Source organism: Kitasatospora sp. NBC_00374, assembly GCF_041434935.1.
GTDB lineage: Bacteria > Actinomycetota > Actinomycetes > Streptomycetales > Streptomycetaceae > Kitasatospora.
Genome location: NZ_CP107964.1, coordinates 8,443,467 through 8,467,125 on the forward strand (window position 1 = coordinate 8,443,467; position 23,659 = coordinate 8,467,125).

General features: G+C 71.6%; 27 protein-coding genes and 1 pseudogene. 14 read left to right on the forward strand and 14 right to left on the reverse strand.

The annotated features are described in order from the left end of the window. Positions 1–148 precede the first annotated feature (148 nt). Positions 149–1,093: a TAXI family TRAP transporter solute-binding subunit gene (locus OG871_RS36825; RefSeq protein WP_371502805.1), complete on the forward strand. Its 945-nt coding sequence runs from the start codon at positions 149–151 to the stop codon at positions 1,091–1,093. Here OG871_RS36825 and OG871_RS36830 read toward each other — a convergent pair. From OG871_RS36830 to OG871_RS36840, 3 genes are read right to left on the reverse strand one after another with little or no spacing between them, the layout of a single operon-like run. Next, on the reverse strand, positions 1,084–2,424 hold the full coding sequence (locus OG871_RS36830) for a sensor histidine kinase (RefSeq protein WP_371502806.1): 1,341 nt from the start codon (positions 2,422–2,424) through the stop codon (positions 1,084–1,086). The genes OG871_RS36825 and OG871_RS36830 overlap by 10 nt on opposite strands. Then, positions 2,424–3,086: a response regulator transcription factor gene (locus OG871_RS36835; RefSeq protein ID WP_371502807.1), complete on the reverse strand. Its 663-nt coding sequence runs from the start codon at positions 3,084–3,086 to the stop codon at positions 2,424–2,426. Before OG871_RS36835 ends, OG871_RS36830 begins: the two co-directional genes overlap by 1 nt. Before the next feature lie 9 nt (positions 3,087–3,095). Next, complete coding sequence (locus tag OG871_RS36840) at positions 3,096–4,418, reverse strand: MFS transporter (RefSeq protein ID WP_371502808.1); 1,323 nt, start codon at positions 4,416–4,418, stop codon at positions 3,096–3,098. 670 nt (positions 4,419–5,088) lie between these two features. Here OG871_RS36840 and OG871_RS36845 point away from each other — a divergent pair. Continuing rightward, entirely contained in the window at positions 5,089–5,547 is a 459-nt protein-coding gene (locus tag OG871_RS36845; protein ID WP_371502810.1) for a hypothetical protein, read from the forward strand. A 237-nt stretch (positions 5,548–5,784) separates the two neighbouring features. On the opposite strand, the gene OG871_RS36850 is transcribed toward OG871_RS36845, so the two are convergent. Both OG871_RS36850 and OG871_RS36855 read right to left on the reverse strand, forming a co-directional pair. Continuing rightward, positions 5,785–6,435 (reverse strand): GPP34 family phosphoprotein, encoded by a 651-nt coding sequence (locus tag OG871_RS36850; RefSeq protein WP_371502812.1) that lies wholly within the window; start codon positions 6,433–6,435, stop codon positions 5,785–5,787. Positions 6,436–6,735: 300 nt separating this feature from the next. Continuing rightward, positions 6,736–7,134: a DUF4440 domain-containing protein gene (locus OG871_RS36855; protein WP_371502814.1), complete on the reverse strand. Its 399-nt coding sequence runs from the start codon at positions 7,132–7,134 to the stop codon at positions 6,736–6,738. Between the two features lie 218 nt (positions 7,135–7,352). On the opposite strand from OG871_RS36855, the gene OG871_RS36860 reads away from it, so the two are divergent. Further along, entirely contained in the window at positions 7,353–7,526 is a 174-nt protein-coding gene (locus OG871_RS36860) for a CsbD family protein (RefSeq protein ID WP_371502815.1), read from the forward strand. A 325-nt stretch (positions 7,527–7,851) separates the two neighbouring features. Here OG871_RS36860 and OG871_RS36865 read toward each other — a convergent pair whose 3' ends face one another. Next, positions 7,852–8,532 carry an HAD family hydrolase gene (locus OG871_RS36865; RefSeq protein WP_371502816.1) on the reverse strand — a complete coding sequence of 227 codons (681 nt, stop codon included), beginning with the start codon at positions 8,530–8,532 and terminating at the stop codon, positions 7,852–7,854. A gap of 532 nt (positions 8,533–9,064) precedes the next feature. Next, entirely contained in the window at positions 9,065–10,432 is a 1,368-nt protein-coding gene (locus OG871_RS36870) for a mycothione reductase (RefSeq protein ID WP_371502818.1), read from the reverse strand. 235 nt (positions 10,433–10,667) lie between these two features. Here OG871_RS36870 and OG871_RS36875 point away from each other — a divergent pair, with 235 nt between their 5' ends. Genes OG871_RS36875 through OG871_RS36885 form a run of 3 tightly spaced genes read left to right on the forward strand, consistent with a single transcriptional unit; the run spans position 10,668 to position 14,208 of the window. Then, entirely contained in the window at positions 10,668–11,150 is a 483-nt protein-coding gene (locus tag OG871_RS36875; protein ID WP_371502820.1) for a (2Fe-2S)-binding protein, read from the forward strand. Further along, positions 11,147–12,142 (forward strand): xanthine dehydrogenase family protein subunit M, encoded by a 996-nt coding sequence (locus OG871_RS36880; RefSeq protein WP_371502821.1) that lies wholly within the window; start codon positions 11,147–11,149, stop codon positions 12,140–12,142. Before OG871_RS36875 ends, OG871_RS36880 begins: the two co-directional genes overlap by 4 nt. Further along, complete coding sequence (locus OG871_RS36885; RefSeq protein ID WP_371502823.1) at positions 12,139–14,208, forward strand: xanthine dehydrogenase family protein molybdopterin-binding subunit; 2,070 nt, start codon at positions 12,139–12,141, stop codon at positions 14,206–14,208. The genes OG871_RS36880 and OG871_RS36885 overlap by 4 nt, the downstream gene beginning before the upstream one ends. 217 nt (positions 14,209–14,425) lie before the next feature. Here the strand turns inward: OG871_RS36885 and OG871_RS36890 are convergent, their stop codons facing one another. Continuing rightward, on the reverse strand, positions 14,426–14,596 hold the full coding sequence (locus OG871_RS36890; RefSeq protein WP_371502825.1) for a hydrophobic protein: 171 nt from the start codon (positions 14,594–14,596) through the stop codon (positions 14,426–14,428). A gap of 262 nt (positions 14,597–14,858) precedes the next feature. Here OG871_RS36890 and OG871_RS36895 point away from each other — a divergent pair, with 262 nt between their 5' ends. After that, positions 14,859–15,779, forward strand: coding sequence for a Rieske 2Fe-2S domain-containing protein (locus OG871_RS36895; protein WP_371502827.1), 921 nt, complete (start codon positions 14,859–14,861; stop codon positions 15,777–15,779). A 136-nt stretch (positions 15,780–15,915) separates the two neighbouring features. Here the strand turns inward: OG871_RS36895 and OG871_RS36900 are convergent, their stop codons facing one another. Genes OG871_RS36900 through OG871_RS36910 form a run of 3 tightly spaced genes read right to left on the reverse strand, consistent with a single transcriptional unit; the run spans position 15,916 to position 16,821 of the window. Then, positions 15,916–16,104 (reverse strand): hypothetical protein, encoded by a 189-nt coding sequence (locus tag OG871_RS36900; protein WP_371502829.1) that lies wholly within the window; start codon positions 16,102–16,104, stop codon positions 15,916–15,918. A 59-nt stretch (positions 16,105–16,163) separates the two neighbouring features. Beyond that, positions 16,164–16,508, reverse strand: a complete 345-nt coding sequence (locus OG871_RS36905) for a PRC-barrel domain containing protein (protein WP_371502831.1) — start codon at positions 16,506–16,508, stop codon at positions 16,164–16,166. A 37-nt stretch (positions 16,509–16,545) separates the two neighbouring features. Beyond that, on the reverse strand, positions 16,546–16,821 hold the full coding sequence (locus tag OG871_RS36910; protein WP_371502832.1) for an isoamylase early set domain-containing protein: 276 nt from the start codon (positions 16,819–16,821) through the stop codon (positions 16,546–16,548). A gap of 389 nt (positions 16,822–17,210) precedes the next feature. Between OG871_RS36910 and OG871_RS36915 the strand changes: the two are divergent. The 3 genes and pseudogenes from OG871_RS36915 to OG871_RS36925 form a co-directional block, all read left to right on the forward strand. Then, a pseudogene (locus OG871_RS36915) lies at positions 17,211–17,681 on the forward strand (catalase); the annotation flags it as partial. Between the two features lie 43 nt (positions 17,682–17,724). Further along, complete coding sequence (locus tag OG871_RS36920) at positions 17,725–17,922, forward strand: hypothetical protein (RefSeq protein ID WP_371503513.1); 198 nt, start codon at positions 17,725–17,727, stop codon at positions 17,920–17,922. 258 nt (positions 17,923–18,180) lie between these two features. Next, positions 18,181–18,693 (forward strand): hypothetical protein, encoded by a 513-nt coding sequence (locus tag OG871_RS36925; protein ID WP_371502833.1) that lies wholly within the window; start codon positions 18,181–18,183, stop codon positions 18,691–18,693. A 115-nt stretch (positions 18,694–18,808) separates the two neighbouring features. On the opposite strand, the gene OG871_RS36930 is transcribed toward OG871_RS36925, so the two are convergent. From OG871_RS36930 to OG871_RS36940, 3 genes are all read right to left on the reverse strand, one after another. After that, positions 18,809–19,309, reverse strand: coding sequence for a hemerythrin domain-containing protein (locus OG871_RS36930; RefSeq protein WP_371502834.1), 501 nt, complete (start codon positions 19,307–19,309; stop codon positions 18,809–18,811). A 70-nt stretch (positions 19,310–19,379) separates the two neighbouring features. Continuing rightward, a complete protein-coding gene (locus tag OG871_RS36935; RefSeq protein ID WP_371502835.1) occupies positions 19,380–20,435 on the reverse strand; it encodes an SRPBCC family protein in 1,056 nt (351 codons plus the stop codon). Between the two features lie 3 nt (positions 20,436–20,438). Then, complete coding sequence (locus OG871_RS36940) at positions 20,439–21,296, reverse strand: histone protein (protein WP_371502836.1); 858 nt, start codon at positions 21,294–21,296, stop codon at positions 20,439–20,441. 472 nt (positions 21,297–21,768) lie between these two features. Here OG871_RS36940 and OG871_RS36945 point away from each other — a divergent pair, with 472 nt between their 5' ends. The 4 genes from OG871_RS36945 to OG871_RS36960 are packed head-to-tail and all read left to right on the forward strand — an operon-like array spanning position 21,769 to position 23,625. Beyond that, positions 21,769–22,149: a gas vesicle protein gene (locus OG871_RS36945; RefSeq protein ID WP_371502837.1), complete on the forward strand. Its 381-nt coding sequence runs from the start codon at positions 21,769–21,771 to the stop codon at positions 22,147–22,149. Positions 22,150–22,201: 52 nt separating this feature from the next. Next, complete coding sequence (locus OG871_RS36950; protein ID WP_371502839.1) at positions 22,202–22,648, forward strand: gas vesicle structural protein GvpA; 447 nt, start codon at positions 22,202–22,204, stop codon at positions 22,646–22,648. A gap of 1 nt (position 22,649) precedes the next feature. Continuing rightward, positions 22,650–23,363 carry a GvpL/GvpF family gas vesicle protein gene (locus tag OG871_RS36955; protein WP_371502840.1) on the forward strand — a complete coding sequence of 238 codons (714 nt, stop codon included), beginning with the start codon at positions 22,650–22,652 and terminating at the stop codon, positions 23,361–23,363. A gap of 10 nt (positions 23,364–23,373) precedes the next feature. Continuing rightward, complete coding sequence (locus OG871_RS36960; RefSeq protein WP_371502841.1) at positions 23,374–23,625, forward strand: gas vesicle protein GvpG; 252 nt, start codon at positions 23,374–23,376, stop codon at positions 23,623–23,625. Positions 23,626–23,659: the final 34 nt, after the last annotated feature.

Consider the following 23,659-nt stretch of genomic DNA (forward strand, 5'->3'; position numbering starts at 1 on the left):
GCCGTCGACCCGCCGGACGTGGCGCGCCCGCCCAGCGGACACAACGGCGTCCACGCCGAGGCGGTTGGCCCGAAGGGGACAAGCGGCTCCGCGCCAAGGTGGCCGGAGACAGTTCCGTCGGGTTTCCGTGGCTGACCGGCTCGGCCGGATGCCCAGCCTCTCGCGCCGCGCGTTCCTGACACTGAGCGTGGCAGCAATGGGCACGGTGGCCGGCTGCTCGGCCTCCGAGCCGCGCGGCGCGCTGCGGCTTGCCGCCGGGCCGGAGGGTGGGCCGTACGAGACCTTCGGCCGGCGGCTCGCCGACGAGGTCCACCGGACCCACTCCGGCCTGAGCGTGCAGGTGCTGAGCACGGCGGCGAGCGTGCAGAACCTGCGGTTGATCGGGGAGGGCAGGGCCGAGCTGGGGCTCACCCTGGCGGACAGCGCGGCGGACGCGATAGCCGGTCGGGCCGCCTTTCCCCACCCCGTCCCGACCGCCGCGATCGCCCGGCTCTATCTCAACTACCTGCACCTGGTGGTGCCCGCCGGTTCACCCGTGCTGACGCCGGACCAGCTGACGGGCCGTACGGTCTCGCTCGGTGCAGCGGAGTCGGGCACCTCGGTGATGGCCGAGCGGGTGCTGGCCGCGGCCGGGGTGAGCGGCATCGCGGCGCGGCAGCTGGGACTGCCGGAGTCGGTGGCCGCGCTGCGGGCCGGGCAGCTGGACGCGTTCTTCTGGTCGGGCGGTGTCCCGACCTCGGCGATCGCGCAGCTGGCCGAGCAGACCGCGATCCGGCTGGTGCCGCTGGACGCCTACGAACCGGTGCTGCGCCGCGCGTACGGGCCGGTGTACGAGAGTGTCTCGATCCCGGCCGGGGCGTACGGCAGGCGCGGGCCGACACGGACCGTCGGCACGCCGAGCTATCTGGTCTGCGCCACCGCGTTGGACGCGGGTACCGTCCGGGCGGTGACGGAGGTGCTGTTCCGCCGCCGGGACAGCCTCCAGGTGCCGGACGCACCGGGCAGCCGGCTGGACGAGCGGTACGCGGTCTCCACCGGCACCGTGCCCTTGCACCCCGGTGCGGCCGGGTACTACCGCGCTGTCTACGGATGACCTGGGTCTTCGCGCCGGCCGAGGCGGAGTTCGACCACCAGTCCGTGCGGCTCGTTCGGCAGCAGCGCGAGGGTGCCCCCGCAGGCCCGGGCCAGCTCGGCGGCGATCGCCAGGCCAAGGCCGCTGCCCGGCACGTTCCCCTGGTCCGCTGCGCGCCAGAACCGGCCGAGCGCGGCTGCCCGGGCGGCCTCGTCCAGCCCCGGACCGTCGTCGGTGACCCGGAGCACCCGGTCGGCGAGCGAGACCCCTACCCGGCCGCCGGCCGGTACGAACTTCGCCGCGTTGTCGAGCGTGATGTCGGCGATTCGCGCCACGGCGGCAGGCAGCGGGGAGTGGTCGGCGATCTCCACGGTGAGCGTGAGGCCCTTGGCGGTGTAGAGCTCGTGCCAGCCGGAGATCCGGGCGGGCAGGCCGCCGGCCGGCACGCTCTCGGGCAGGCCGGCGTCGGCCTCCACCCGGGCGAGCGTCAGCAGATCCTCCAGCAGGGCGGCCATCCGGTCGAGTTCGGCCAGCGCCTCGTCGTACTCGGCCTGGCCGTCGGCGGTCAGGTGCGGTTCCAGGTTCTCCAGGCGCAGTGAGAGCACGGTCAGCGGTGTGCGCAGCTCGTGCGAGGCGTCGGCGACGAAGGCCCGCTGGCGGTCCAGCGCGGCCGAGATGGTGTCCGCCATGACGTTGAAACGCTCCTCCAGGCGGCGCAGCTCCACCGGACCGTGCACTGTGCCGATCCTGGCCTCCAGCCGCCCCTCGGCGATGGCCCGGGTGGTGCGGTCGAGCTCGCCGACCGGACGCAGGATCCAGCCCGTCAGCCGCTGGGCGGCCAGCAGCGAGCAGCCCAGCGCCGCCACCGAGCCCAGCGCGAGCGCGCCCCAGACCTCGTCGATCGCGCGGCGGGCCGAGGCGGTGGAGACCCGCAGCACGACGACCCCGGAGACCTGGTCGTCCCGTCCGGCCGGCTCGGCGACCAGCACCGAGGAGGGCCCGAACGGGGTGATCAGCGCCAGCGCCTCCGTGGTGCGGCCGGACCGGGCCCGCCGGCCCGCTGCGGTGTCCCCGATGCCACCGCCCGCCACTGCGGTGCCGTCCCGGTCGCGGATCTCCACGGCCGTCCCGTACAGCTCCGCGTACCGGGACACCTCCAGCGCCAGGCCGGAGGCGTCGCCGTCCCTGATCGCCCGGTCGGTGAGCTCGGCGAAGCGGGTGGCGTCCGCCCGGCGGGCGAGCAGCAACTGCCCGGTCCGGTGCGAGGAGTACGCGAGAGCCAAGGGCACCGCCAGCGCAGCCACCAGGCAGGCGATCAGCAGCGTGTAGACGACCAGCAGCCGGCGCTGCATCAGTCCAGGGCCAGTCGGTAGCCGGTCGCCCGGAGCGTCTCGACCAACTGCGGGCGGCCGGTCTTGGCACGAATGCCGGCGATGTGCACGTCGAGCGAGCGGGAGGCGGAGAGCAGGGTGTTGCCCCAGATCTCGTCGAGGATCTCCTCCCGGCTGCGCACCACGCCCGGCTCCCGGGCCAGCAGGGCGAGTACGTCGAACTCCCGACGGGTCAGGGTGAGAGGCTTGCCGGCCACCGTGACTCGGCGGGTCTCCAGGTCGATCCGGGTGTCGCCGACCTCGACCGCGCGGCTGGCGGCGGCCAGCGGCCGGGTGCCGCGCCGCATCACGGCGTTCATCCGGGCGACCAGTTCGGCCGTCCGGAAGGGCTTGACCAGGTAGTCGTCGGCCCCGGAGCGCAGGCCGCGCAGCACATCGCGCTCCTCCGTGCGGGCTGTCACCACGATCACCGGCACGGTGGAGACCCGGCGCAGCCGGCGCAGGGCCTCCAGGCCGTCCATGTCGGGCAGCCCCAGGTCGAGCAGGATGAACTCGGCGGTGTCCTTGAGCCGCAGCAGGTCGTCCGCCCGCCCGACGCGGACCACCAGGTGGCCGTGCCGGGCGAGCGCCGGGATCAGGGCGTGCGCGAGCCGATCGTCGTCTTCGACCAGGAGTACCCGCATGCCCCGAGTCTAGGCCGCCGCCCCGACGCTGGCGGCAGGCTGGTCGGCCGCCGACAGCTCGGTGTTGCTGGTCTCCCGCATCGTGAGGTAGACCGTCAGCGAGACGGCCGCGAGGCCGGAGACGTACCAGTAGTAGCCGGACTCGTGCCCCGCGTCCTTGAACCACAGCGCCACGTACTCGGCCGTGCCGCCGAACAGCGCGGTGGCCAGCGCGTACGGCAGCGCCACGCCGAGCGCCCGGATCTGGGTGGGGAACAGTTCGGCCTTCACCACGGCGTTGATCGAGGTGTACCCGGTGACGATGACCAGGGCGGCCACCGTCAGCAGCAGCGCGCCGCCGAAGGTGCCGGTGTGGGAGAGCGTGGTCATCAGCGGCACCGTGCCGAGGGTGGCCCCGATGCCGAAGGCGATCAGCAGTGGTCGACGCCCGATCCGGTCGGACAGCGCGCCGGCCAGCGGCTGGAGCAGCATGAAGACCGTCAGCGCACAGAAGCTGACCAGTGCCGCGTCGTTCTTGCTGAGGCCGACGGTGTTCGACAGGTACTTGGTCAAGTAGGTGGTGTAGGTGTAGTACGCCACTGTGCCGCCCATGGTCAGCGCCATGACCAGCGCGAACTCCCGCTTGTGCTGGAGCAGTCGGCGCAGCGTGCCGCGCTGGGCCGGGCTGTCGGTCTCGGCCTCGGTGTAGGCCTCGGTCTCGACCAGGTTCCGCCGCAGCCAGAAAATCACGGCGGCCCCGATGGAGCCCACGATGAACGGGATCCGCCAGCCGTACGCGTGCAGGTCGGCCGACGACATCGTGTGCTGCAGCACGATCTGCAGGCCGAGGCCGGTCAGCTGACCCAGTGTCATCGACACGTACTGGAAGCTCGCCGCGAAGCCGCGTCGGCCCGGGGCGGAGGCCTCGGTCAGGTACGTGGCGCTGGCCGCGTACTCGCCGCCGACCGACAGCCCCTGGAGCAGCCGGGCAACCAGCAGTACGCCGGCTCCGGCATACCCGACCTGCCTGTAGGTCGGGGCGACGGCGATCAGCACGGCGCTCACCGACATCAGCGTCACGGTCAGCGTGAGCGCCGCCTTCCGGCCCCGCCGGTCGGCGTAGCGGCCGAGCAGCCAGCCGCCGATCGGGCGCATGAAGAAACCGACGGCGAAGATCCCCGCGGTGTTCAGCAGCTGGGCGGTCGGGTTGCCGTGCGGGAAGAACGCCCCGGCGAAGTAGGTGGCGAAGCTCGCGTAGACGAACCAGTCGTACCACTCGACCAGATTGCCGATCGAGCCGCCGACCACGGCCTTCCAAGGCGTCCTTGCTGTGGAAAGGATGGCTGGAGTCATGGGGGAGACCTCCTCCTGGATACGCGGCCGACAGACGGGTGGGGCGCGGCCGTGGATCGCAGCCTCCACCACGTGGCCTGGGCCGGGACATGGCCGCAGCGGAGAGCTAACGTCTGGTTAACACAACGGTCCGGTCACGGCCGGGAGAGAACCGGGGTGTGGTGCGGGCCATGCCCGGCCGCAGTGGGCCGACTACCGGGCCCACCAGCTCCCCAGGCGCTCTGCGGTCTGCTGGCCCCAGCCACCCAGCCGGCCACGGTCGAGGGGCGGATCAAGGGAGCCGTCGAGAGTCCTTCGTCTTCACGCTGCCGGCGAGCTCGGTCTGATCGGGTCGGCTGCGGCGGCCGAAGCGGTCCAGGCAGCCCGAGCTCGCTGACGACCCGTCGCCTGAACTCCTGACCGCCGTCCCGTCGCGCCCACCACACCATCGGCCGCGAGGTACGGCTGCCCGGCGAAAACGAAGGGGCGCGCATGAGCGAGAGCGACACCGTCGGGCTGGCCTTCACCGCGGCCGTCCGCGACACCCCGCGCCCCCATCGACTGCGGTCCGCTGAGCGGCGCGGGTACCGGTAGCTCTGCGGCGTCCGACGCCCGGCGTGTGCCGAACTGTTGCGGGCGGCACGGCGCGGCGAGACGCTCGGAGCAGGCCTGCTCACGGCAAGGAGCGCCCATGTCCACGATTCATCTGCATCAGACGATCGCCGCCACACCAGAGGAGTTCGTCGCCGGGCTCACCGACTTCGGGCCGGGGCGCTCGGAGCTCTTCGGCAACAGCGCCGACAAGTACCTCGAGGTGCACGACCGGGGACCTCACGAGGCCGACGTCACCGAGGGCTCGGCGGGGATCTGGGAACGGTTGCACTACGACTGGTCCGATCCCCAGCACGTCGTCATGACGACCACCGACTCCAATGTGTGGGGTGGCAGATCGGGCCACACGTACACGTTCACGCCGACGGCCGACGGGACGACCGACGTGGACGCCGTCGTGGTCCGCGAGGGCAAGAACCTCAAGGGACGCGTGCTCGGTGTGGTCGTCGGCACCGTCGGCAAGCGCCATCTCTCGAAGGCCTTCGCCAGCACCGGCAAGGCCATCGAGGCCCGGCACCGGGCCGACAAGGGCTCGTGACACGACCGAACCCCTGGAAGGGCCGCCAAGCGGGCCATCGACGACCTCACACTCGCGGACCGGCCGAGGGCCGGGGCGCCGGTGCGGTCAGTGGTGTCGATGGTCAGTCGGTAGGAGGCGGGGCCCAAACCGCGGAGCCCGGACACCGGACGCTCTGAGTGGGACGACGAGCGCGGCCGACCGGCACGTCCTGCTGCTCCGCCCTCGCCGTGCGGCGTGCGGCGCCCGACCATCCGGTCAGTTGCCGCCCATTCCGCCCTGGGCGGCGACCATGGTCAGGTTCAGCCTGGTCACCGCCCGGGCCAGGCCCGGGGCCCGGTCGGCGAGCCGGTCCGTGAGTGCGGTGATCCGCCCGGCGTGGGTCCTGCGGTCGTCTCGTGAGAGGACCAGCCGTAGGTGCCCGTGGGCGGCCAGTGCGGCGAGTACTGCGTCGGCGAACGGCACTTCGGCGGGCGTGCGGCCGCGGACGGTGTCGGCGATTCGCGTCTGGAGATCCAGGGCTTCGCGCGGATCTTCCATCGTCACCGTCCGATGCGGCAGGACCGGGCCGTAGGGGTCGCGGTCCGCCATGGTCACGACGCGGAGCACCGCGAGCCGCTCTTCGACGGCCTCCAGAGTGTCGTCGCGGCTGCGCTTGATCCACGACTTCCAGGTGCGCGGCCGCCCGCCCACCTCGATGAGCAGCGCGTCCAGGACGCTGTCCCCGGTGTGGTGGGCGGAGACGACCTGTACTCGGCCCGTCGTGTCCTCGACGACGGCGCCCCGGTGGGCGAGTTCGGCCAGGGCGGCGGCGCGCAGCAGGAAGCCGGCGCGGGTGCGGTCCTGGAGGGACTGGGCCCGGGTGTCGAAGGCCAGCAGGTAGGTGGCCAGATGCAGTCCTCGGCTCATGGCACCGACGATACGGCGCGCCTGCCCGCCGGCCATCAGCCCACGGGACCAGCCGCCCTCCGCCCACAGGACCACTGCCCGGCTGTCGTCGTCCCTCGGTCGTACGTGAGCCAGGGCGTCGGAGCCCACGCGCACACGCACGTGCTCTCGCTCCGCCCGGCGGGCCGGTGCCGAGAATCTTGGCGACGGGGTGCGGGCGACGAGCTCCCGTCGCCTCTGGCCGCCGCCCGCCTGCCCTGCCGGAGGCTGTCCGTGGCCGAGCGCCCGCTGGCTGCGCGGGTGGTCCTGTCGTCCTACGGGTCATTCGGGAGCGGTGTCGGCGTGGCGGTGGGCGACCTTCCACGTCCCGTCCTCGCGTCGGTAGACCTGAGTTGCGCGCAGTGTGTAGGTGCGAGCTTGTCCCTCGACGGAGGCGGAGATGTGCTCCCGGCCGACCGTGTAGGCCATGTCACCCGAGAGGTCGTAGGCCTGGATCTCGAACTCGTACGACGTGCAGTGCGAGAAGGCCGCTTCGAGAGCGTCGAAGAGCCGGTGGACCGCGCGCTGGCCGCTGGCATCACGCCAGGCACCCCGGACGCTCACGGGTTCGTTGCGGGACCACAGCGTGCGGCGAGGGCCTGCGTCGCCGTTGTGCAGGGCCCGCTCGGCCTCGTACAGCGCGGTGGTGACCCAGGCCAGGAATTCGTCGTGGTCGCTCATACCTCCAGCATGAGCTCACGGAAGCTTCCCACCTGGGAAGCGATCGCCCGGCCTCCAGCCGCGCCGCCGGTGCGGGACCGGACCCGGCTGCCGGGCAGGCCCGCCGCTGTCGCGAGACTCCCTGAGGTCTCGGCGACGGCGGTTCTCCACTCTCAAGTATGAATATTGACAGAACGGGCACCCGCAGCATGAACCACCGATCCGCATGGGAGAACGGCATGAGCGCGGGAAAGAAGATCAAGCACACTGCAGAGACAGCCAAGGGCAAAGTCAAGGAAACGACCGGGAAGGCCGTGGGCAACGAGAGCCTTGTCGTCAAAGGCAAGGCCGAGCAAGTCAAGGGCGATGCGGCCCAAGCCGGCCAGAAGGCGAAGGATGTCCTGAAGCACTAGGAGCAAGCTGCTGAGCGGCCGGTGCGCCAGGTGCCTACGCGTGCCGCTCAGCCCCGGAGGGGCAGGCGGATTCATGACCGATTCGGCAGACTCCTCTCCTGGGAGGTCACTCCCGCCAGTTGATCGATCAGGCCCGGCACGCGGCAGGGGCCGGATTCCCCCGTCTGGCGATCTCCGACCACCCACCCCTGGAACGACGCCCAGGCAACAGCCCCCTTCGTCTGGTCGTTGATCGGCGATCGCGCCCAGAGTGGTGACGTGGCCGATCACCCCGGCTCGCGGTGCTGCCGGTCCTGACGGGCTGCCCCGAAGCGTTCGCCGTCGACTATCCACCATGCCCGGACGGTGGACGTGCGAGCGCACTGTCCGCCAGACGGGCCAGCAGAGCGGCGGCGTCCTCGTATACCTCCAGTGCCCCGGCGGCCCGCAGATCGAGCTCGCCCCATCCGCCGGAGAGCACGGCGATGCAGGGCACGCCGGCGGCCGCTGCGGACCGGACGTCCCACACCGTGTCTCCGATGAAGACGGCCTCGTCCCCGCGGGCACCTGTCTTGTCCAGCGCGGCATGGACCAGGTCGGGCGCGGGCTTACTGGCTTCGACGTCGTCTGCACCGGTCGCGGCGGCGATCGCGTCGTCCGCGTCCAGGGCGCGGCGCATCACCCGCAGGTCCCGGTCGGAAGCCGAGCTTGCCAGGACGACCGTCCAGCCCCGCGCAGCCACCGCACGCAGGAGGTCGGCCGCGCCGTCGAAAGGCCGCAGCCGCGGCCAGAACCGGGCGTACAGGGCCTGCTGGGCGGAACTGATGTCACCATCCTGCGACCGGTCACGCTCCTGGCCGAGGACATGGCCGAGGAGCTGGTCGCCGCCCATGCCGATCGAGGCGTGGATGCGGGCCATCGCGGGCGCGTGGCCGTACTGCGCGAACGCCTCGGCCCACGCCAGTGTGTGCAGGTAGTTCGTGTCGAGGAGTGTCCCGTCGACGTCGAACAGTGCCGTCGGCGCCATCTGGCTGCCTCCTTCAAAACGGGGGTCCGGTCAACGACGCTACGGCCGCGCTGATGCAAACGCGACACACCGCCCCCGGCGGGTCTGTCCGCCGGCTCTCAGGACGCACGACGGGCATGAACCCATCGAGTGGCACGGACGGGTTGTGGTGGTGACCGGAGCCAGTGCGGGGATCGAGTGGGCGTACGTCAAGGCGTCCGCCGAACACGGCGACCGGCTCGCCCTGATCTCCGGTGGTCGAGCCGGTCCGAGGCCAGCTACCTCGGCTACGCCTACGCAACCCAGGCCGCGTCTGGGCCACGACGCACCGAGCCGGCCTCCGCCCTGGCAGCCGCTGCCCTCGCGGCGGGCGGGGGCGTGTACGCCAGGCGGACGCGGTGACGGGCCCGGGGCGGCCCGAGGCCGCGAAACTCGTGGCGTCACTCAGTGGGTGACCGGACGAGGGTGGGAGCAGCCGTCCACGGCGCGGCGACGCTGGTCGACTGAACCGACATCTCCGGCTCGTCCCTGCGGCCCGCGTGTGCCGCTTCGATCAGAGGTTCAGATCGAGCAGGGCGTTGGCCACGACCTCGGTGAGGGCGGGATGGATCCAGTACGGGGTGCCGGCCAGGGTGGGGACGTCGATGCCCAGGCTCATCGCGATGGCGAGGGGCTGGATCAGGGTGGACGCCTGCGGGCCGAGGATGTGGGCGCCGAGCAGGCGGCGGGTGCCGGGGTCGGCGATGACCTTGCAGAAGCCGGTGGTGTCCTCCAGGGCCCAGCCGTAGGCGACGTCCGCGTAGCGGCGAATGGCGGTCACGTGGTCCAGGCCACGGGCCCGGCATTCCTGCTCGGTCAGGCCGACCTGGGCGATCTGTGGGCGGGTGAAGACCGCGGCGGGCACGGTGTCGTGGCTGATGGCGGTCGGGTCGTCGGGGTTCAGCAGGTTGTGTGCGACCACCTGCGCCTCCCGGTTCGCCACGTGCTTGAGCGGCACGGGGGTGCACACGTCGCCGAGGGCGAAGACGCCCGGTGCGGTGGTGCGCAGGTGGGCGTCCACGACGATGCGCCCGTCGTCCCTCAGCGCGATGCCGGCCCGGTCCGCGTCGATGGTGTCGCTGTTGGGGGTGCGGCCCACCGCGACGAGCAGGGTGTCGGCCTCGATGGTGGAGCCGTCGTCCAGGAGCAGTCGGAGGTGACCGGGCTCCCCTTCCAGCCGGCTGAGCGCGGCGCCGGTGCGCACGTCGAACAGGTCGCGGACGATCCGGGTGTACGCCCGGGACACGGACTCGTCCTGCGGAGCGAGCAGGGTGTCCTGCTGCTCGACGACGGTGACCCGGCTGCCGGCCGAGTGGAAGACGTGGGCCAGCTCGGCGGCGATGTAACCACCGCCGAGTACTGCCAGGTGCCGAGGTGGTGTCGGCCGCCGCATCACCGTGTCGGAGGTCTCGTAGGGCAGGCCGGACTCGCGAACGGGCGGGGGGACCACCGGGCGGCTGCCGACCGCCACGACGACCTGCTCCGCGCCGAGTCGCACCTCGCCACGGTCGCCCTCCACTACCAGCGTCCGCGCCCCCGTGAAGCGCGCCCGGCCGCGGTGGACGGTGACGAAGCCCGAGCGCCGCCGCCCCTGCTCACCGTCCGCCGCCTGCTGGTCGAGGCGCCCGAACACCCGCTCCCGCGCCTCGGTCCACCGCACGCCGCCCAGGGCGGCGTCCACGTCGAACCGGTCGGCCTCGCGAACGCCGTCGGCGACCTCCGCGGTGTGCGCGAGCATCTTGCTGGGAATGCAGCCCCGGTTCAGGCAGGTCCCGCCGAACGGCCCCTCCTCGACGATGGCGACATCGAGGCCGGAGAAGCGGCCGTCGATCACCGCGTTGCCGGAGCCCGCCCCCAGGACGACAAGATCATGGTGTCGCATGCATCGGAGGCTACCCCCGCACGCCGGCCGGACACCGGAACAGCTGCGGCGGTCCCCGAAACGAGGCGTTCGGCGGCCGACCGAACGGGCGCCCTGCCCCGGCCACCTGCCGATGCCGCGCTACGGCGAACCGGTGGTCGGCGACCCGTGCAGGTGTCGGCGTAGGGGCGGAGTGGGACGGGTGGCCCCGGGTTGCGCGTTCCGCAGCCCCGAACGGGCGACGACAGGGGCACGGATGATCAGCACCACCGAGACGGCCGTCACCCTGGAGGTGAACGGCACCAGCCGGGAGCTCCGGCTGGACAACCGCCGCACCCTGCTGGACGCGCTGCGCGAGCAGTTGGAGCTGACCGGAACGAAGAAGGGCTGCGACCACGGGCAGTGCGGCGCGTGCACGGTACTGCTGGACGGCCGACGGGTGAACAGCTGCCTGGTGCTCGCGGTCACGGCGGACGGTTCCACGGTTACCACCGTCGAGGGCCTCGCGGCCGACGGTACCCTGCACCCCGTGCAGCAGGCGTTCCTCGACCATGACGCCTTCCAGTGCGGGTTCTGCACCCCCGGCCAGCTCTGCTCCGCCGTGGGGCTGCTCGCGGAGGCCGAGGCCGCCGGCGAAGCGCTGGACGAGCCGACGGTACGGGAGCGGATGAGCGGCAACATCTGCCGCTGCGGTGCCTACCCGCATATCGTGCGGGCCGTCGTCGAGGTCGCGTCGTGAGGGAGTTCGGCTACCTGCGGCCCACCGACCCGGTGGAGGCCGTGCGGTTGCTCGTTGGCAGCCCCGAGGCGCGTTACCTGGCCGGCGGCACCAACCTGGTCGACCTGATGAAGCTGGGCGTGGAGCGGCCCAGGCTGCTCGTCGACGTGAGCCGCCTGCCGCTCGGCGACGTCACGCCCACCGACGGGGGCGGCCTGCGGATCGGCGCCCTGGTGACCAACGCCGACCTGGCGGCAGATCCTCGGGTGCGCGCGGCATACCCTGTCCTGTCGCAGGCGCTGCTCGCCGGGGCGTCCGGGCAGCTGCGAAACCGGGCGACCACCGCCGGCAACCTGCTGCAGCGCACCCGCTGCCTCTACTTCCAGGACACCGCCAAGCCGTGCAACAAGCGCAGTCCCGGCACCGGCTGCCCGGCCCGCGAGGGGGTGCACCGCGACCTCGCGGTACTGGGCGCCTCCGAGCAGTGCATCGCCACCCACCCCTCGGACCTCGCGGTCGCCCTCGCCGCGCTCGACGCCGTCGTCGAGCTGCTCGGCCCGGACGGCCCCCGCACCCTGCCCGTCACCGACCTGCACCGACTGCCCGGCGACCGGCCGCACGAGGAGCACCGACTGCTCCCCGGCGAGCTGATCACCGCCGTCGCCGTCCCCCCGCCGGTGCCGGAGACGCTTTCCGCCTACCGCAAGGTCCGGGACCGAGCCTCGTACGCCTTCGCGCTCGCCTCGGCCGCGGGCATTCTGGCGGTGCGCGCGGGGCGGGTGACACACCTGGCCCTCGTCCTCGGCGGGCTCGCCCCGAAGCCGTGGCGGGCCCGCGCCGCAGAGCAGCGCCTGATCGGCGCGCCCGCCGACGAGGCGTCGTTCACGGCAGCAGTGGAGGCCGAGCTCGCCGCCGCCCGGCCGCTGCGCGACAACGCCTACAAGGTGCCGCTGGCCCGCAACCTGGCCGTCCGGCTGCTGTGCGACCTCGCTGCGAAGGGACAGGCTCGATGAGTGGCCACGGACGCCTGGAGGGCCGGGAGAAGGTCACCGGCGCCGCCCGCTACTCCGACGACCGGCGGCCGGCCGGCTGCCTGCACGCCTGCCCGGTGCCCGCCACCGTGGCCCGCGGCGCGATCACCTCGATCGACACATCGGAGGCCCTTGCCGACCCGCGGGTGGTGGCGGTGCTCACCCACCTGGACGCGCCGCGCCTCGCGGAGGCGGACGATCCCACGCTGGCGGTGCTGCAGTCGGCCCGGGTCTCGTACCGCGGGCAGTGCGTGGCGCTGGCCGTCGCCGAGACCCTTGAGGCTGCCGAACAGGCCGCCACCGTCGTGCGGGTGACGTACGAGGCGGAGCCGCACGACGTCGTACTGGTCGAGGACCACCCCGGGATCTACGCCCCCGACCTGGCCAACGGCGGCCACCCGGCCGACCGGGTGCGGGGCGACTTCGACGCCGCCTGGGCCGCTGCCGAGGTGCGGATCGACGCCACCTACCGCATCCCGCCACTGCACAACCATCCGATGGAACCGCACGCCGCGACCGCCTGGTGGGAGGACGGCCGGCTCACCGCGTACGACTCCAGCCAGGGCACCGGGGAGGTGCAGAAGACCCTGGCCGCGCTGTTCCGGCTGGAGCACACGCAGGTGTTGGCGGTCAGCGAGCACGTCGGCGGCGGCTTCGGCTGCAAGGGCACGCCCCGACCGCACGTGGTGCTGGCCGCCATGGCGGCCCGGGCGGTGGGACGGCCGGTACGGCTCGCACTGCCCCGCGCGCAGCTCGCGGCCACGGTCGGCCACCGTGCGCCGACCGTGCAGCGGGTGCGGCTGGCGGCACGGAGCGACGGGCGGATCCAAGGGCTGGCCCAGGAGATCCTGACCCGCTCCTCGACAGTGAAGGAGTTCGTCGAGCAGGCCGCGGTGCCGGCCCGGGTGATGTACCGTTCCCCCGCCTCGCGGACCACACACCGGGTGGTGCGGCAGGACGTGCCGACACCGTCCTGGATGCGGGCCCCGGGTGAGACGCCGGGCATGTTCGCGCTGGAGTCCGCGATGGACGAGCTGGCGCTGGCCTGTGGTCTCGACCCCATGGAGCTGCGGCTGCGCAACGAGCCCGACACCGAACCCGACAGCGGCCGCCCCTTCTCCAGCCGACACCTGACCGAGTGCCTGCGCGAGGGAGCCCGCCGCTTCGGCTGGCAGCGGCGCGGCCCGGCCGGGCGCCCCGAAGGGCGGCTGCTGGTCGGGACGGGCGTGGCGGCGTCCACCTATCCGGTGCTGATCGGGTCGGCGGCCGCCGAGGTGCGGGCGGAGGCGGACGGCACCTTCGTAGTGCGGGTCAACGCCACCGATATCGGGACCGGTGCCCGGACCGTGCTCGCGGTGATCGCCGCCGAGGTGCTGGCCGTGCCGGTGGACCGAATCCGGCCCGAGATCGGACGCAGCGACCTGCCGCGGGGCGGCGTGGCGGGCGGCTCCAGCGGTACGTCGTCGTGGGGGTGGGCGGTCCATGCGGCGACGTCCGGGCTGGCGCGGCGGCTGGCGGAGGGTGTTCGGGTGCCACCGGAGGGCCTGTCGGTGTGCGTCGACACCCGTGAACTCGTCGCGCAGGGAACGGAGTTCGCCCGACACGCGTTCGGCGCTCAGTTCGCGGAGGTGCAGGTCGACCGGGACACCGGTGAGGTGCGGCTGCGGCGGCTGCTCGGGGTGTTCGCGGCGGGGCGGATCCTGAACCCGCGCACGGCCCGGTCGCAGTTGCTGGGCGGGATGGTGATGGGCGCGTCGATGGCGCTGCTGGAGGAGTCGACGATGGACCCGGCGTTCGGCGACCACGCGGAACGGGACCTCGCCTCCTACCACGTCGCGGTCAACGCCGACGTGCCGGACGTGCAGGCCTACTGGATCGAGGAGGAGGACCGGCACGTCAGCCCGATGGGTTCGAAGGGCATCGGTGAGATCGGCATCGTCGGCACTGCGGCGGCCGTCGCCAACGCGGTGCACCACGCCACCGGGGTGCGCGTCCGGGACCTCCCGATCGGTGCCCGCGCCCTGCTCGGGCGGTTCAGCGGGCCGTGAGCGCGAGGGCGGCCGGCATCCGCGACAGGCGCTGCGAGTGCGTTCCCCGGCTTCCGGCCGCGGCGGGCCCCGTCGGTTCGTGGCCTCCGGGCGCTTGAGGTGCGACAGGTCTTCGGACTCCCGGTGGGCGCGCTTTCCGGCGTTGCGGTCACCGCTTCAACGAGCATGGATCGTCCTCCTGAGCGGCGCTTCGCTACGTCGACCGAGGCGGGCCGTCCTACCAGCGGTACCAGCGGTGGCGGCTGCCCGAGGCGTGCGTACCCCTGGCAACGAAGCCGATCAGCCAGACCACCAGCACGATCACCGCCGCCCACCAGAGGATCTTCAGCGCGAAGCCCGCCCCGAACAGCAGCAGCGCCAGAAGGAGGACAAGAAGAAGGGGAACCATGTCGGTCTCCAAGTCAGGAGTCGGGATCGATGTCGGCGTTCGACTGCCCCCGATCGGCGGTCCCATGCGTCCGGATGCCGAGCAGTGCCTCTGGCCGGTCGGTGCGACACCCCCTCAGCCCGAACCCCTGGGGGAGTCAACCGCCCCGCAGTGACGCCCTCGGACAGCGTGTTCCGCAGGGGGATGCCACGCCCGACGCCGGGTACTCCGTCCGGCTCAGCACCGGCCGCGCATGTGCAGGGGAGCGCGCAGCGTGGTCTCCATGGGAACCCTCATTGCGCGTATTGCCGCCGCAGCCCGGTCGGACGGCGAAGACGGTTTCGGCGTCCGGACCTTGAAGGTGCTTGATGCCGTGGGCGGTGCCGGGGAGCTCGACACGGTCACCGAGCCACTGAAGCGTGCCGTTCGGGGCCTGCCGCTGGGACGAGTGCGCTCGGTGCTGCACGGCCGGCCACTGGGGCACCCCCTGCACCCGGCCCTCGTCCAACTGCCGGTCGGAGCCTGGCTGTCCGCAGCCGTGCTCGACCTCGTCCCCGGATCCGAGCGCGCCGCACGCGTCCTCGTCGCGGTCGGCGTTGTCACCGCTGCTCCCGCGGCGTTGACGGGCTGGGTCGACTGGGCCGAGCAGCACGAGCGGCAGATGCGCACCGGTCTGCTGCATGCCGCGTCGATGGTGACCGCGGTGGGTCTGTACGGCGCATCCTGGGCGGCCCGCTCGCGCGGTTGCCACGGTCTGGGGCGCGCCCTCGGCTTCGCCGGTCTGACGGCGGCGGCCACCGGGGCGGCGGTCGGAGGCCATCTCGCCTACCGGCTGGCCGCCGGCGCGAACAAGACGGAACCCGTTCCTCACCTCGTCGAGCCCGGTTGGCACACGCTCGGGCGCACCGAGGAGTTCACCATCGGTGAGGCCGCGCGCCGGATGGTCGGTGAGGTACCGGTCCTGGTGGTGCAAGAGTCGGACGGGGTGTTCCATGTCTTGGCCGACCGGTGCAGCCACGCTTCGGGCCCCCTCTCGGAGGGAAAGATCGCCGACGGCTGTGTGACATGCCCCTGGCACGGCAGTGTGTTCCGGCTGTCGGACGGTTGGAACGTCGACGGGCCGGCCATCGCCCCGCAGCCGCGGTTCGCCACCCGCACAGACGGCGACGGCAACCTGCAAGCGCGCCTGCCCGACGCCGTCTGAGACGGCGGCGCGTTCCTTGTGCCTGCGGCTCTTGCCGAGCGTGGTGCCGCCCCACGCCCGGCCGGCGAGTGGCCAGTGGGTGAGGCCTGCTGGCCGGCCCGATCTCGCGGGCGGCACCACGCAGAAACGGAGTTGGTCAGTCGGGGGGTTCCTGGGTGTACTGATCGGATCCGCTGGGGGCGGGTTCCGGTTGCTGCTGGTCCGGCTCCTGGACGTCGTCCGATGCCGTCTCGTCCCCCTCGGGAGGGCGGGTGCGGTCCGCATCGTCCTCGTCGTCGTGGTGCAGCGGGACGCCTCCAGCGCCGCCCTGTGGGGTGTCTTCCATGGTCCAGCCCTCTGCATAGGTGGTTCGGTACTGCGTCCGCAGGGGGTGACGGGCGGCTGTCAGCGGTTGTGGGAGCTGTAGTAGCCGGCGAGGGTTTCGCGGTAGCCGGCGTCGCCGCGCATGTCGGGGCTGTACTCGGGGGCGTCCTTGATCTGGTCCTTGGTGCGGCCGACGTACACCGTCTCCTGGTCGTGGTCGACGCGGATGATGATTCCGGCGGGGATGACGACGTGCCTGCCGATCAGCCAGGGCTTGCAGTTGACGACGAGGTGGGCGCCGCCGACCTCGTCGGTGGCTTCGTCGACCTTGCCGATGTGGCCGTCGGTGGCCTCGACCTTGTAGCCGTCCAGGTCCGAGCCGGGCGTGTACCGCGCGCCGGCGGTATAGCCCCAGATGTCCGTCACGGGGTTCCTCCTCTGCTGCCAGGGCGGGTCGGGTGGGTCAGGTGTGGAGGTAGCCGTTGGTTCCGTCGTGGTCGTCGGCGTCCTGGTCGTCGAACCAGTGGTCGCCGTGGGCGAGGTAGCGAAAGGCAACACGGCTGTCGGCGAGCATGGTGACGCTGACGCTGCGCATGCCGTCCCTGCGGGCGGTGAGCTGGTGGGCGCCGGGCTGCCAGTCGTTGAAGTCGCCGACGACGCTGACCTCCCCGGCCGGCTGGTCGGCGGGCAGGACGAAGGTGATCTCGGTGGTGCTCTTGCGGCGGGTGCGCTCCAGCATGGCGGGCGGCTCCTTCACCTCGGACAGGACGATGGCTCTGATCCTGCCGCCTGCCGGGGCACTCGGTTGGCGGCAGTGAAGCGGCGCCCCGGCGCGGCCACCCGCTTGGCCCACTCCCGCCGTCGGTCAGAGGCAGTTGGCCTGGAGGGCCGGCCGCGCCTGCCGGTTCCACCGGATGCGCTTCAGATATGGCGCGGCGTTGGGGCCGGGCCGAAGCTGGTGCAGCGTCCGGTGCCTGTGTTGGCGACAACACGGGCAGGCCCGCTACACGGAGGGGTACGGCGCAGTTGGGCAGGCAAACGCAGGTGGCCGCGGATGGTGCCACCGTGAGGTGTCTGTGTCTGTCGCATCGGCGGTCGGCCGGCGGTGCCGGAGGAGAGCTGAGGATCATGGACAAGCCCGGGCCCGTCCGGAAGATCGTCGATGCCTCCGATGCCGTGGGCGACGACGGCCCCCGGGGGACACAGGTGCCCGGGAAACCGGGAAGCGGGAAACCGCAGTTGGCGGAGCCCGCGGAGCCGCGCCAGCCACTCGGACCCAAGTCGGATCAGGAAGCTCCCGCGCCGCTGTCGGCGACGGGCCGCGCCGCGAGCGCCGCCCCGGACGTGCGCGCGCAGAGTGGTGGGTTCCTCACCACGGCGCAGGGCCTGCGTATCGCGGACAGCGACCACTCGTTGAAGGCGGGCCCGAGGGGGCCGGTCCTCCTGCAGGACCATCACCTGCGGGAAAAGGTGATGCACTTCGACCACGAGCGGATTCCTGAGCGAGTGGTGCACGCCCGCGGGGCCGCCGCACACGGGGTCTTCCGTGGCTACGGCACGGCGGCGGACGTCTGCAGGGCGGCATTCCTGGCAGACGGTGAAGTGCTCGACCGGCTCGCTGGACTCCAGGGTCGCCCTCCTGGTGAACGAGGCCTACCGGCATGCCAAACCGATCGCCGCCCTGCCGGGCGCGCGGGCCGTCCTGACAGCCGCGGGCGCAGACCCTCAAGCACCCGGAATCATCATCGGCACGGGCGCCGATACCGACCTCGTGGACGGGCTGGTCGCGCTGCTCGCCGCCCACCGGGTCTGGGACCGGTTCCCCGCCGACACCAACTGACGAGCCGCACGGATCCGGCCCCCGCGGCCGGCGCTCTACTCATGATCGCACCCACCAGACGCGCATGACAGGGGGGTCGCACGCGCGCGACCCACCCCCGGTGTCCGGTGGGCCAGAGCGTGACGCGGGTCATGCCGCCGGCCACGGAAGCCTGCGTACACTGATCGGCCACCAGCGGGGCAGCGCGGCTCCGCGCAGACAGCTCGCGCACCCGACAGACCGGACCCGGGCGAGCCCGCCTCCGAGGGACCGATCGCCGTGCCCACCGACCTGACACCCGTCATAGCGGCCTCCGCACGCTGGCTCCTGAACGCCTACCTCCCACCCGCGGGCGCCTTCAGCCGCGCGCTGGCCGAGGCCCAGGCCCGGCAGGCCGCCACCCTCGCCGCCGCCCTGTGCTACCCCACCACGCTGGATGTCCAACTGCTGGGCCTGCTCGGCCCCGGCGGAGCCGACCGGCTGGACCGGCTCACCGGCTGCGACCCGAACCCCGACGACACCGCCTGGCGGACCTGGGTCGACGAGACCGTCGTCAGCTGGGCCGCCTGCCTGCTCGCCGATCCCGACCTCGCCGCGCGCGCCCACCGAAACCTGGCCACGGCCGAGCACCACACCGAACCCGGGGGCCTGCGACGCCTCACCGACCCCGGCGCCCGCGACACCGAGGCCGCCGCTCTGCTGCGCCACCCCGATCTGCTCGAAGGCATCGCCGGCCTGCACCGGGCCCGGCTCATGGAGCTGGTGAACGTGGAGGGCGCCGGGCTGACGTGACGGCCGTCGGTCGGCGGAACCGAGGTGGGGATCCATGGCCAGGCCCGGGGCACCCGGTCGTGGGGTGCGAATGCCGGGTCCGTCGCCCGCCTCCCGGTGATCCGCGGATGCGGCGTCATCGGAAGATCGCGTCTGCGGCCTTCTTGAGCGAGCTCGGCTGCTCGGGCCTCCGCGGTGCTGTGGAGCGGAGCTCCAGCATGCGGGCCCCGATCTCCTGGAGTTCTTTGCGGCCCAGGGCCTCCCGGACCTTCGGGAACCAGTCCTGTTCCTCCTCCTGGATGTGGTGACCCACGGTTTCGATGAGCACGGTGGCCTTCGCGTCGAAGCGCTCGTCGTCCGGTCCCATCACGTCGAGTTCGGCGCACAGGAGGTCGGCGACGTGGTGCTCCTCGAGGGATTCGAGGATGTCCCGCCCGAGGTCGGGGACGAGCTTGCGGACCGTGGGATACATGACCTCGTTCTCGATGTACGTGTGGACTGTCAGCGCTTCCACAATCCTGCTCACGAGGTCCGCCTTGACCTCCCTGGCGTCCTCATCCGTGCCTTCGAACGCCCGGAAGAGGCGGCGTACCTCCTTGTGGTCCTCCTTCAGCAGGACGATCGCGTCAGTGGACATGTCCGTTCCTCCGTTCACACTGCTCACAGTCCGCAGGCGCTTACGGCCAGGTTTGTCGGGAGTTGCCACGTCATCTCTCGTCGTCCGGATACGGCTCCTCGTCCTCGTCCTCGTCGTCGTAGTCCCCGCCCTGCTGCTGCTCGTCACCTTCGCTGTCCTCGTAGTCCTCTTCGTCGTAGTCGGCGTCCTCGTCCTCCTCGGGTTCCTCGTCCTCGTCGTACGCGTCCTCGCCGTCCTCGTACTCGAAATCGCTTTCGTCCTGGCCGCCTTCGTACTCGTCCTGGTCCTGGCCCTGGTCTTCCTCGGCGGCTTGCTCCTCCTCCATGGCTTCGTCGTGGGTGCGGACGACCTCGCCGTCGCGGATCTCGCCGCGCCAGCCTTCCGCCTCGTCGTTGGTGAGGGAGACGTGCCGCTGGAAGTTCTTGAAGTCCAGGCGCAGACGGCGGCCCTGGGCGCGCCAGATGTTTCCGGTCTTCTCGAAGAAGCCCGAGGGGTAGTACTCGACCACCAGCACGATGCGCGTCAGGTTCGGGGTGAGCTCGTGGAAGCTCACGGCCCCTCGGGTGCTGCCCTTGGCGCCCTGGGAGGTCCACACGATGCGCTCGTCCGGCACCTGTTCCTGGACGGTCGCCTTGAAGCTGCGCTTCGAGGGCCCGACCTTGACCTTCCAGTCGGTGGTCACTTCGTCGCCCTGCGAGACGTCCTGGACGCCTTTGGCGAAGCCGCTGAAGTCCTCGTACTGGGTCCAGTGGTCGTAGGCGGTCCGCACGGGCACGCCGACGTCGAGGGTCTCGACGATGTTCATCGTCTTCTTGCCGGCCTTGCGACCGGCCTTACCGCCACCGAAGGCGCCCTTGACCTTGTCGACGACGCTGTCCTTGATGCTCTTCGCCTTCTCGCCGAGGAACGCCTTGGCCGGCGAGTCGCCCTGCAGGACGCGCGCGCCCACCTTCGGCAGCACGCCGCCGCTCTCGGCGACGTCACCTAGCTGGCCGGTGATGTCGGAGACCTTGTCGCCGGCCTTCTCGACGAGGTTCTCCAGCTGGGCGCCCAGGTAGTGGACGACCTCCTCCTTCAGCCGGTCGACACCCGAAACCTCGGGGGACTCCTGTTCCGTCGTGGCCATGGTCTACCTCCGCCGAGTGGATCGCGCGGTCGGCTTGGTGGCAGTGGTCTTGCCCGCAGCGGTCTTCTTGGCCGCGGTCTTCTTCGCGGGCGCGGCCGCCTTCTTGCCCGCGGTCTTGGAAGCAGCGGTCTTGGACGGAGCAGAACGGGACGCAGACCGCTTGGCCGGGGGTGCCTTCTTGGCGGGAGCCTTCTTTGCTGCCGACGTCGCCTTCTTGCCTGGCGAACTGGCCTTCTTCGCCGGCTTGCGTGGGGTCGGCGACTCGGCGGCCTTGGGTGCCGCTCGTGATGTGCGCGGACGCTTCTCGGCCGGCGGCGCGGCGCGGCGGCGCCGACGGGGGCGCTCCGGCGGCGGCTCTTCCTCTGCTTCGGCTTCGTCCTGCGGTTCCTCCTCTTCCTCTTCCTCTTCGTCGTACGGCTCCTCTTCTTCCTCTTCGGCTTCGTCCTGCGGCTCTTCGCCCTCGAAGTCCTGCTCCTCCTCGTCCGCCGCTTCGTCGATCTCCTCGTCGTACGGCTCGTCCTCTTCCGCTTCGTCCTCCTGCGGTCTGGGCTTACCGACGCTCAACGTGCGCTCTCGTACGGAGTCCGCCAACTCTCCGATACGGCGGTTGGCTGCTGCGACCACCGCGCGTTTGCCGGCATCGAGGAGCTCCCCCCGGACCTGTTCATTGAGCTCCGCTACCTGCGGAACCTCTCCAAGCTTGCGGAGTCCCTCGGTGGCGAGCTGGCGCGGGTCAAGGCCGAAGCGCCGGCCGGCGAGGTATGTCGCTGCGGCGAATGCGAGTCGGCCCTTCTTGGCACGTCCCAACACGTAGCCGCCGGCGACGGCAGCCGCCAGTGCGGCCTTGGTGGTGTCTTTCATGAGTGGTCCTTCCGGCACTCGCCCCTTCATGAAGTCGGGCACGAGGTGAGGAGACGTTCACCATGTGGTGTCTTGCCGTATGGAGATCGCGAGTCACACGCCCCATGGCAGTCAGAGGCACGCCGCCGGCTGTGGGCCGAGCCCACCGCACCCAGGGACGCGCAGAGAAGGCGAAGCAGCGGTGACGTCACCGGCATGCTCGGTGCAGCCCGGAGCCCGGCCTTCAGCACACTCCAGTCTGGTCACCCCCTCGGAGATCCGCACGCGGAGAGACATACGTGCCGGGACTCCGCAATACGGGATGACCCGCGCGAGGCATCCACCGCCGCCGCACCCGCCCCCGTGCAGCTGTCGTGGAGGCGACCGATCACGGTCCACGTGGCCGTGCGCAAATCCCCCTATACCATGAAGTAGAACCCAGCCAGCAGAACCGACCCTGGGCGCAGCAGATCTCCGATGCCGGAGAAGAACCATGGCCGCAGGCAAGGACGACGAGGAGAGGCGGACCAAGTCCGCCCCGACCCGAGCCCCCGCCAGACGCGCGGCCGCCGGAACCCGGCGTGCGACGCCTGAGAGCAGACGTCCGCGGCGCTCCGTCTCGGCAGCACGCGCGATGCGGTACGCCGCCGAACAGCTGGCGGAACTCCTTGGGCGCGTACCGGAGTCGGTCTCGGCACTGAAACCGACGGAGGAGGGTTGGCAGGCCGACGTGGAGGTGGTCGAGCTTGAACGCATCCCGGAGACGACCAGTGTGATGGCGAGTTACCGGGTGTCGCTGGACGCGGACGGAGAGCTGATGGCATACGAGCGGATTCGGCGGTACACCCGGGGGCAGATCGACCGGCGTGGCTGAGAGCTCAGGGCGGGAAGTCCGCCTTGCGCCTGGCAGCTGAAAGGAGGCACCCGTGACTGTGGTGCCGCAAGGCTCAGGCAGTGTCGCCCGCGGGGGCGGCAGCAGCAGCGGCAATCTCTACGACATCCTCGAGCTGATCCTGGACCGCGGCCTCGTCATCGACGTCTTCATCCGCGTGTCTCTCGTGGGGATCGAAATTCTCAAGATCGACATTCGGATCGTCGTCGCGAGCGTCGACACCTACCTCCGCTTTGCCGAGGCGTGCAACCGGCTCGACCTGGAGGCCGGCCGAAAGGCGCCCACCCAGCTCACCGACATCGTCGGGGAGGTCACCGAAGGCGGCGCCAAGGGCAAGAGCAAGGGCGCACTCAGCGGAGCCGTCGAAGCCGTCACCGACTCACTCCACCTCGGTCGCGACAACGACGAGGAGAAGGAGAAGGAGCCGGCACCGCGCCGCGAGCGCCCGGCCCGTCGACCGGTCCGGCGCAAGGAGGAGTGAGATGGCCCTCTACGTCTACTCCGTCACCGCCGCCGACCACCCGAACGACCTTGACGGCCTGACGGGCGTGGGAGATCCACCCACCCATCTGCGAACCCTGCACGCAGGCCCGCTCAGCGCCGTCGTCAGCGAAGCCCCGGAGAACCTGAGGCCCAAACGACGAGACCTCGCCGCCCACCAGGCCGTTCAGGAACGCCTCATGACAGGTGGCACCGTCCTACCCCTGCGCTTCGGGCTCACCGCCCCCGACGATGCCGCCGTGCGCGCCGCACTACTGGAGCGAGCCGCCGAGTACGAGAACAAACTCGCCGCCCTCGCGGACTGCTGCGAATACCACCTCAAGGCGTCGCAGAACGAGGAGTCCCTGCTCCGCCAGATTCTCCGGGAATCGGACGAGGCGCGAAAACTCAACGACGACATCAAGAGCGGCGCCGCCGACCCCGAGCTGCCGCTCGCCCTCGGCCAGATCGTGGCACAGGAGGTCCAGGCCCGCCAAGAGGCGATGGCTGCCGGCGTCATCGAGGCCCTGCGCCCCCTCACCCGCCAGGAACGTGTCTCCGCACCGACCGGAGACGACTTCCTGAACGTCTCCTTCCTCGTGGACAGTGACCACGACGAGAAGTTCCGCACCGAGGAGCAAGGTCTCGCCGCAGCGCTGGGCGAGAACTTCGACCTCCGACTGCGCGGCCCCCTGCCCGCCTACAGCTTCGTCTAGGAAGGCCCCCATGGGCCTGTTCACCCAGATCCTCACCCTGCCACTCGCCCCCGTGCGCGGAACCCGCTGGGTACTGCAACAAGTCGTGGAAGCCGCCGAGAACGAGTACTACGACCCTGCACCCGTCGAGCAGGAACTCGCCGACCTCGAGAGAGCCCTTCTCGCGGGACACGTCGACGAGGAGACCTACGACGCCCGCGAGGACGAACTTCTCGACCGCCTGGAGGAAATCAGAGCCCACAACCAGCCCAGCGAACCGTGAAACCCGTCACTCCTCACCCGCATGACGCCCCGCC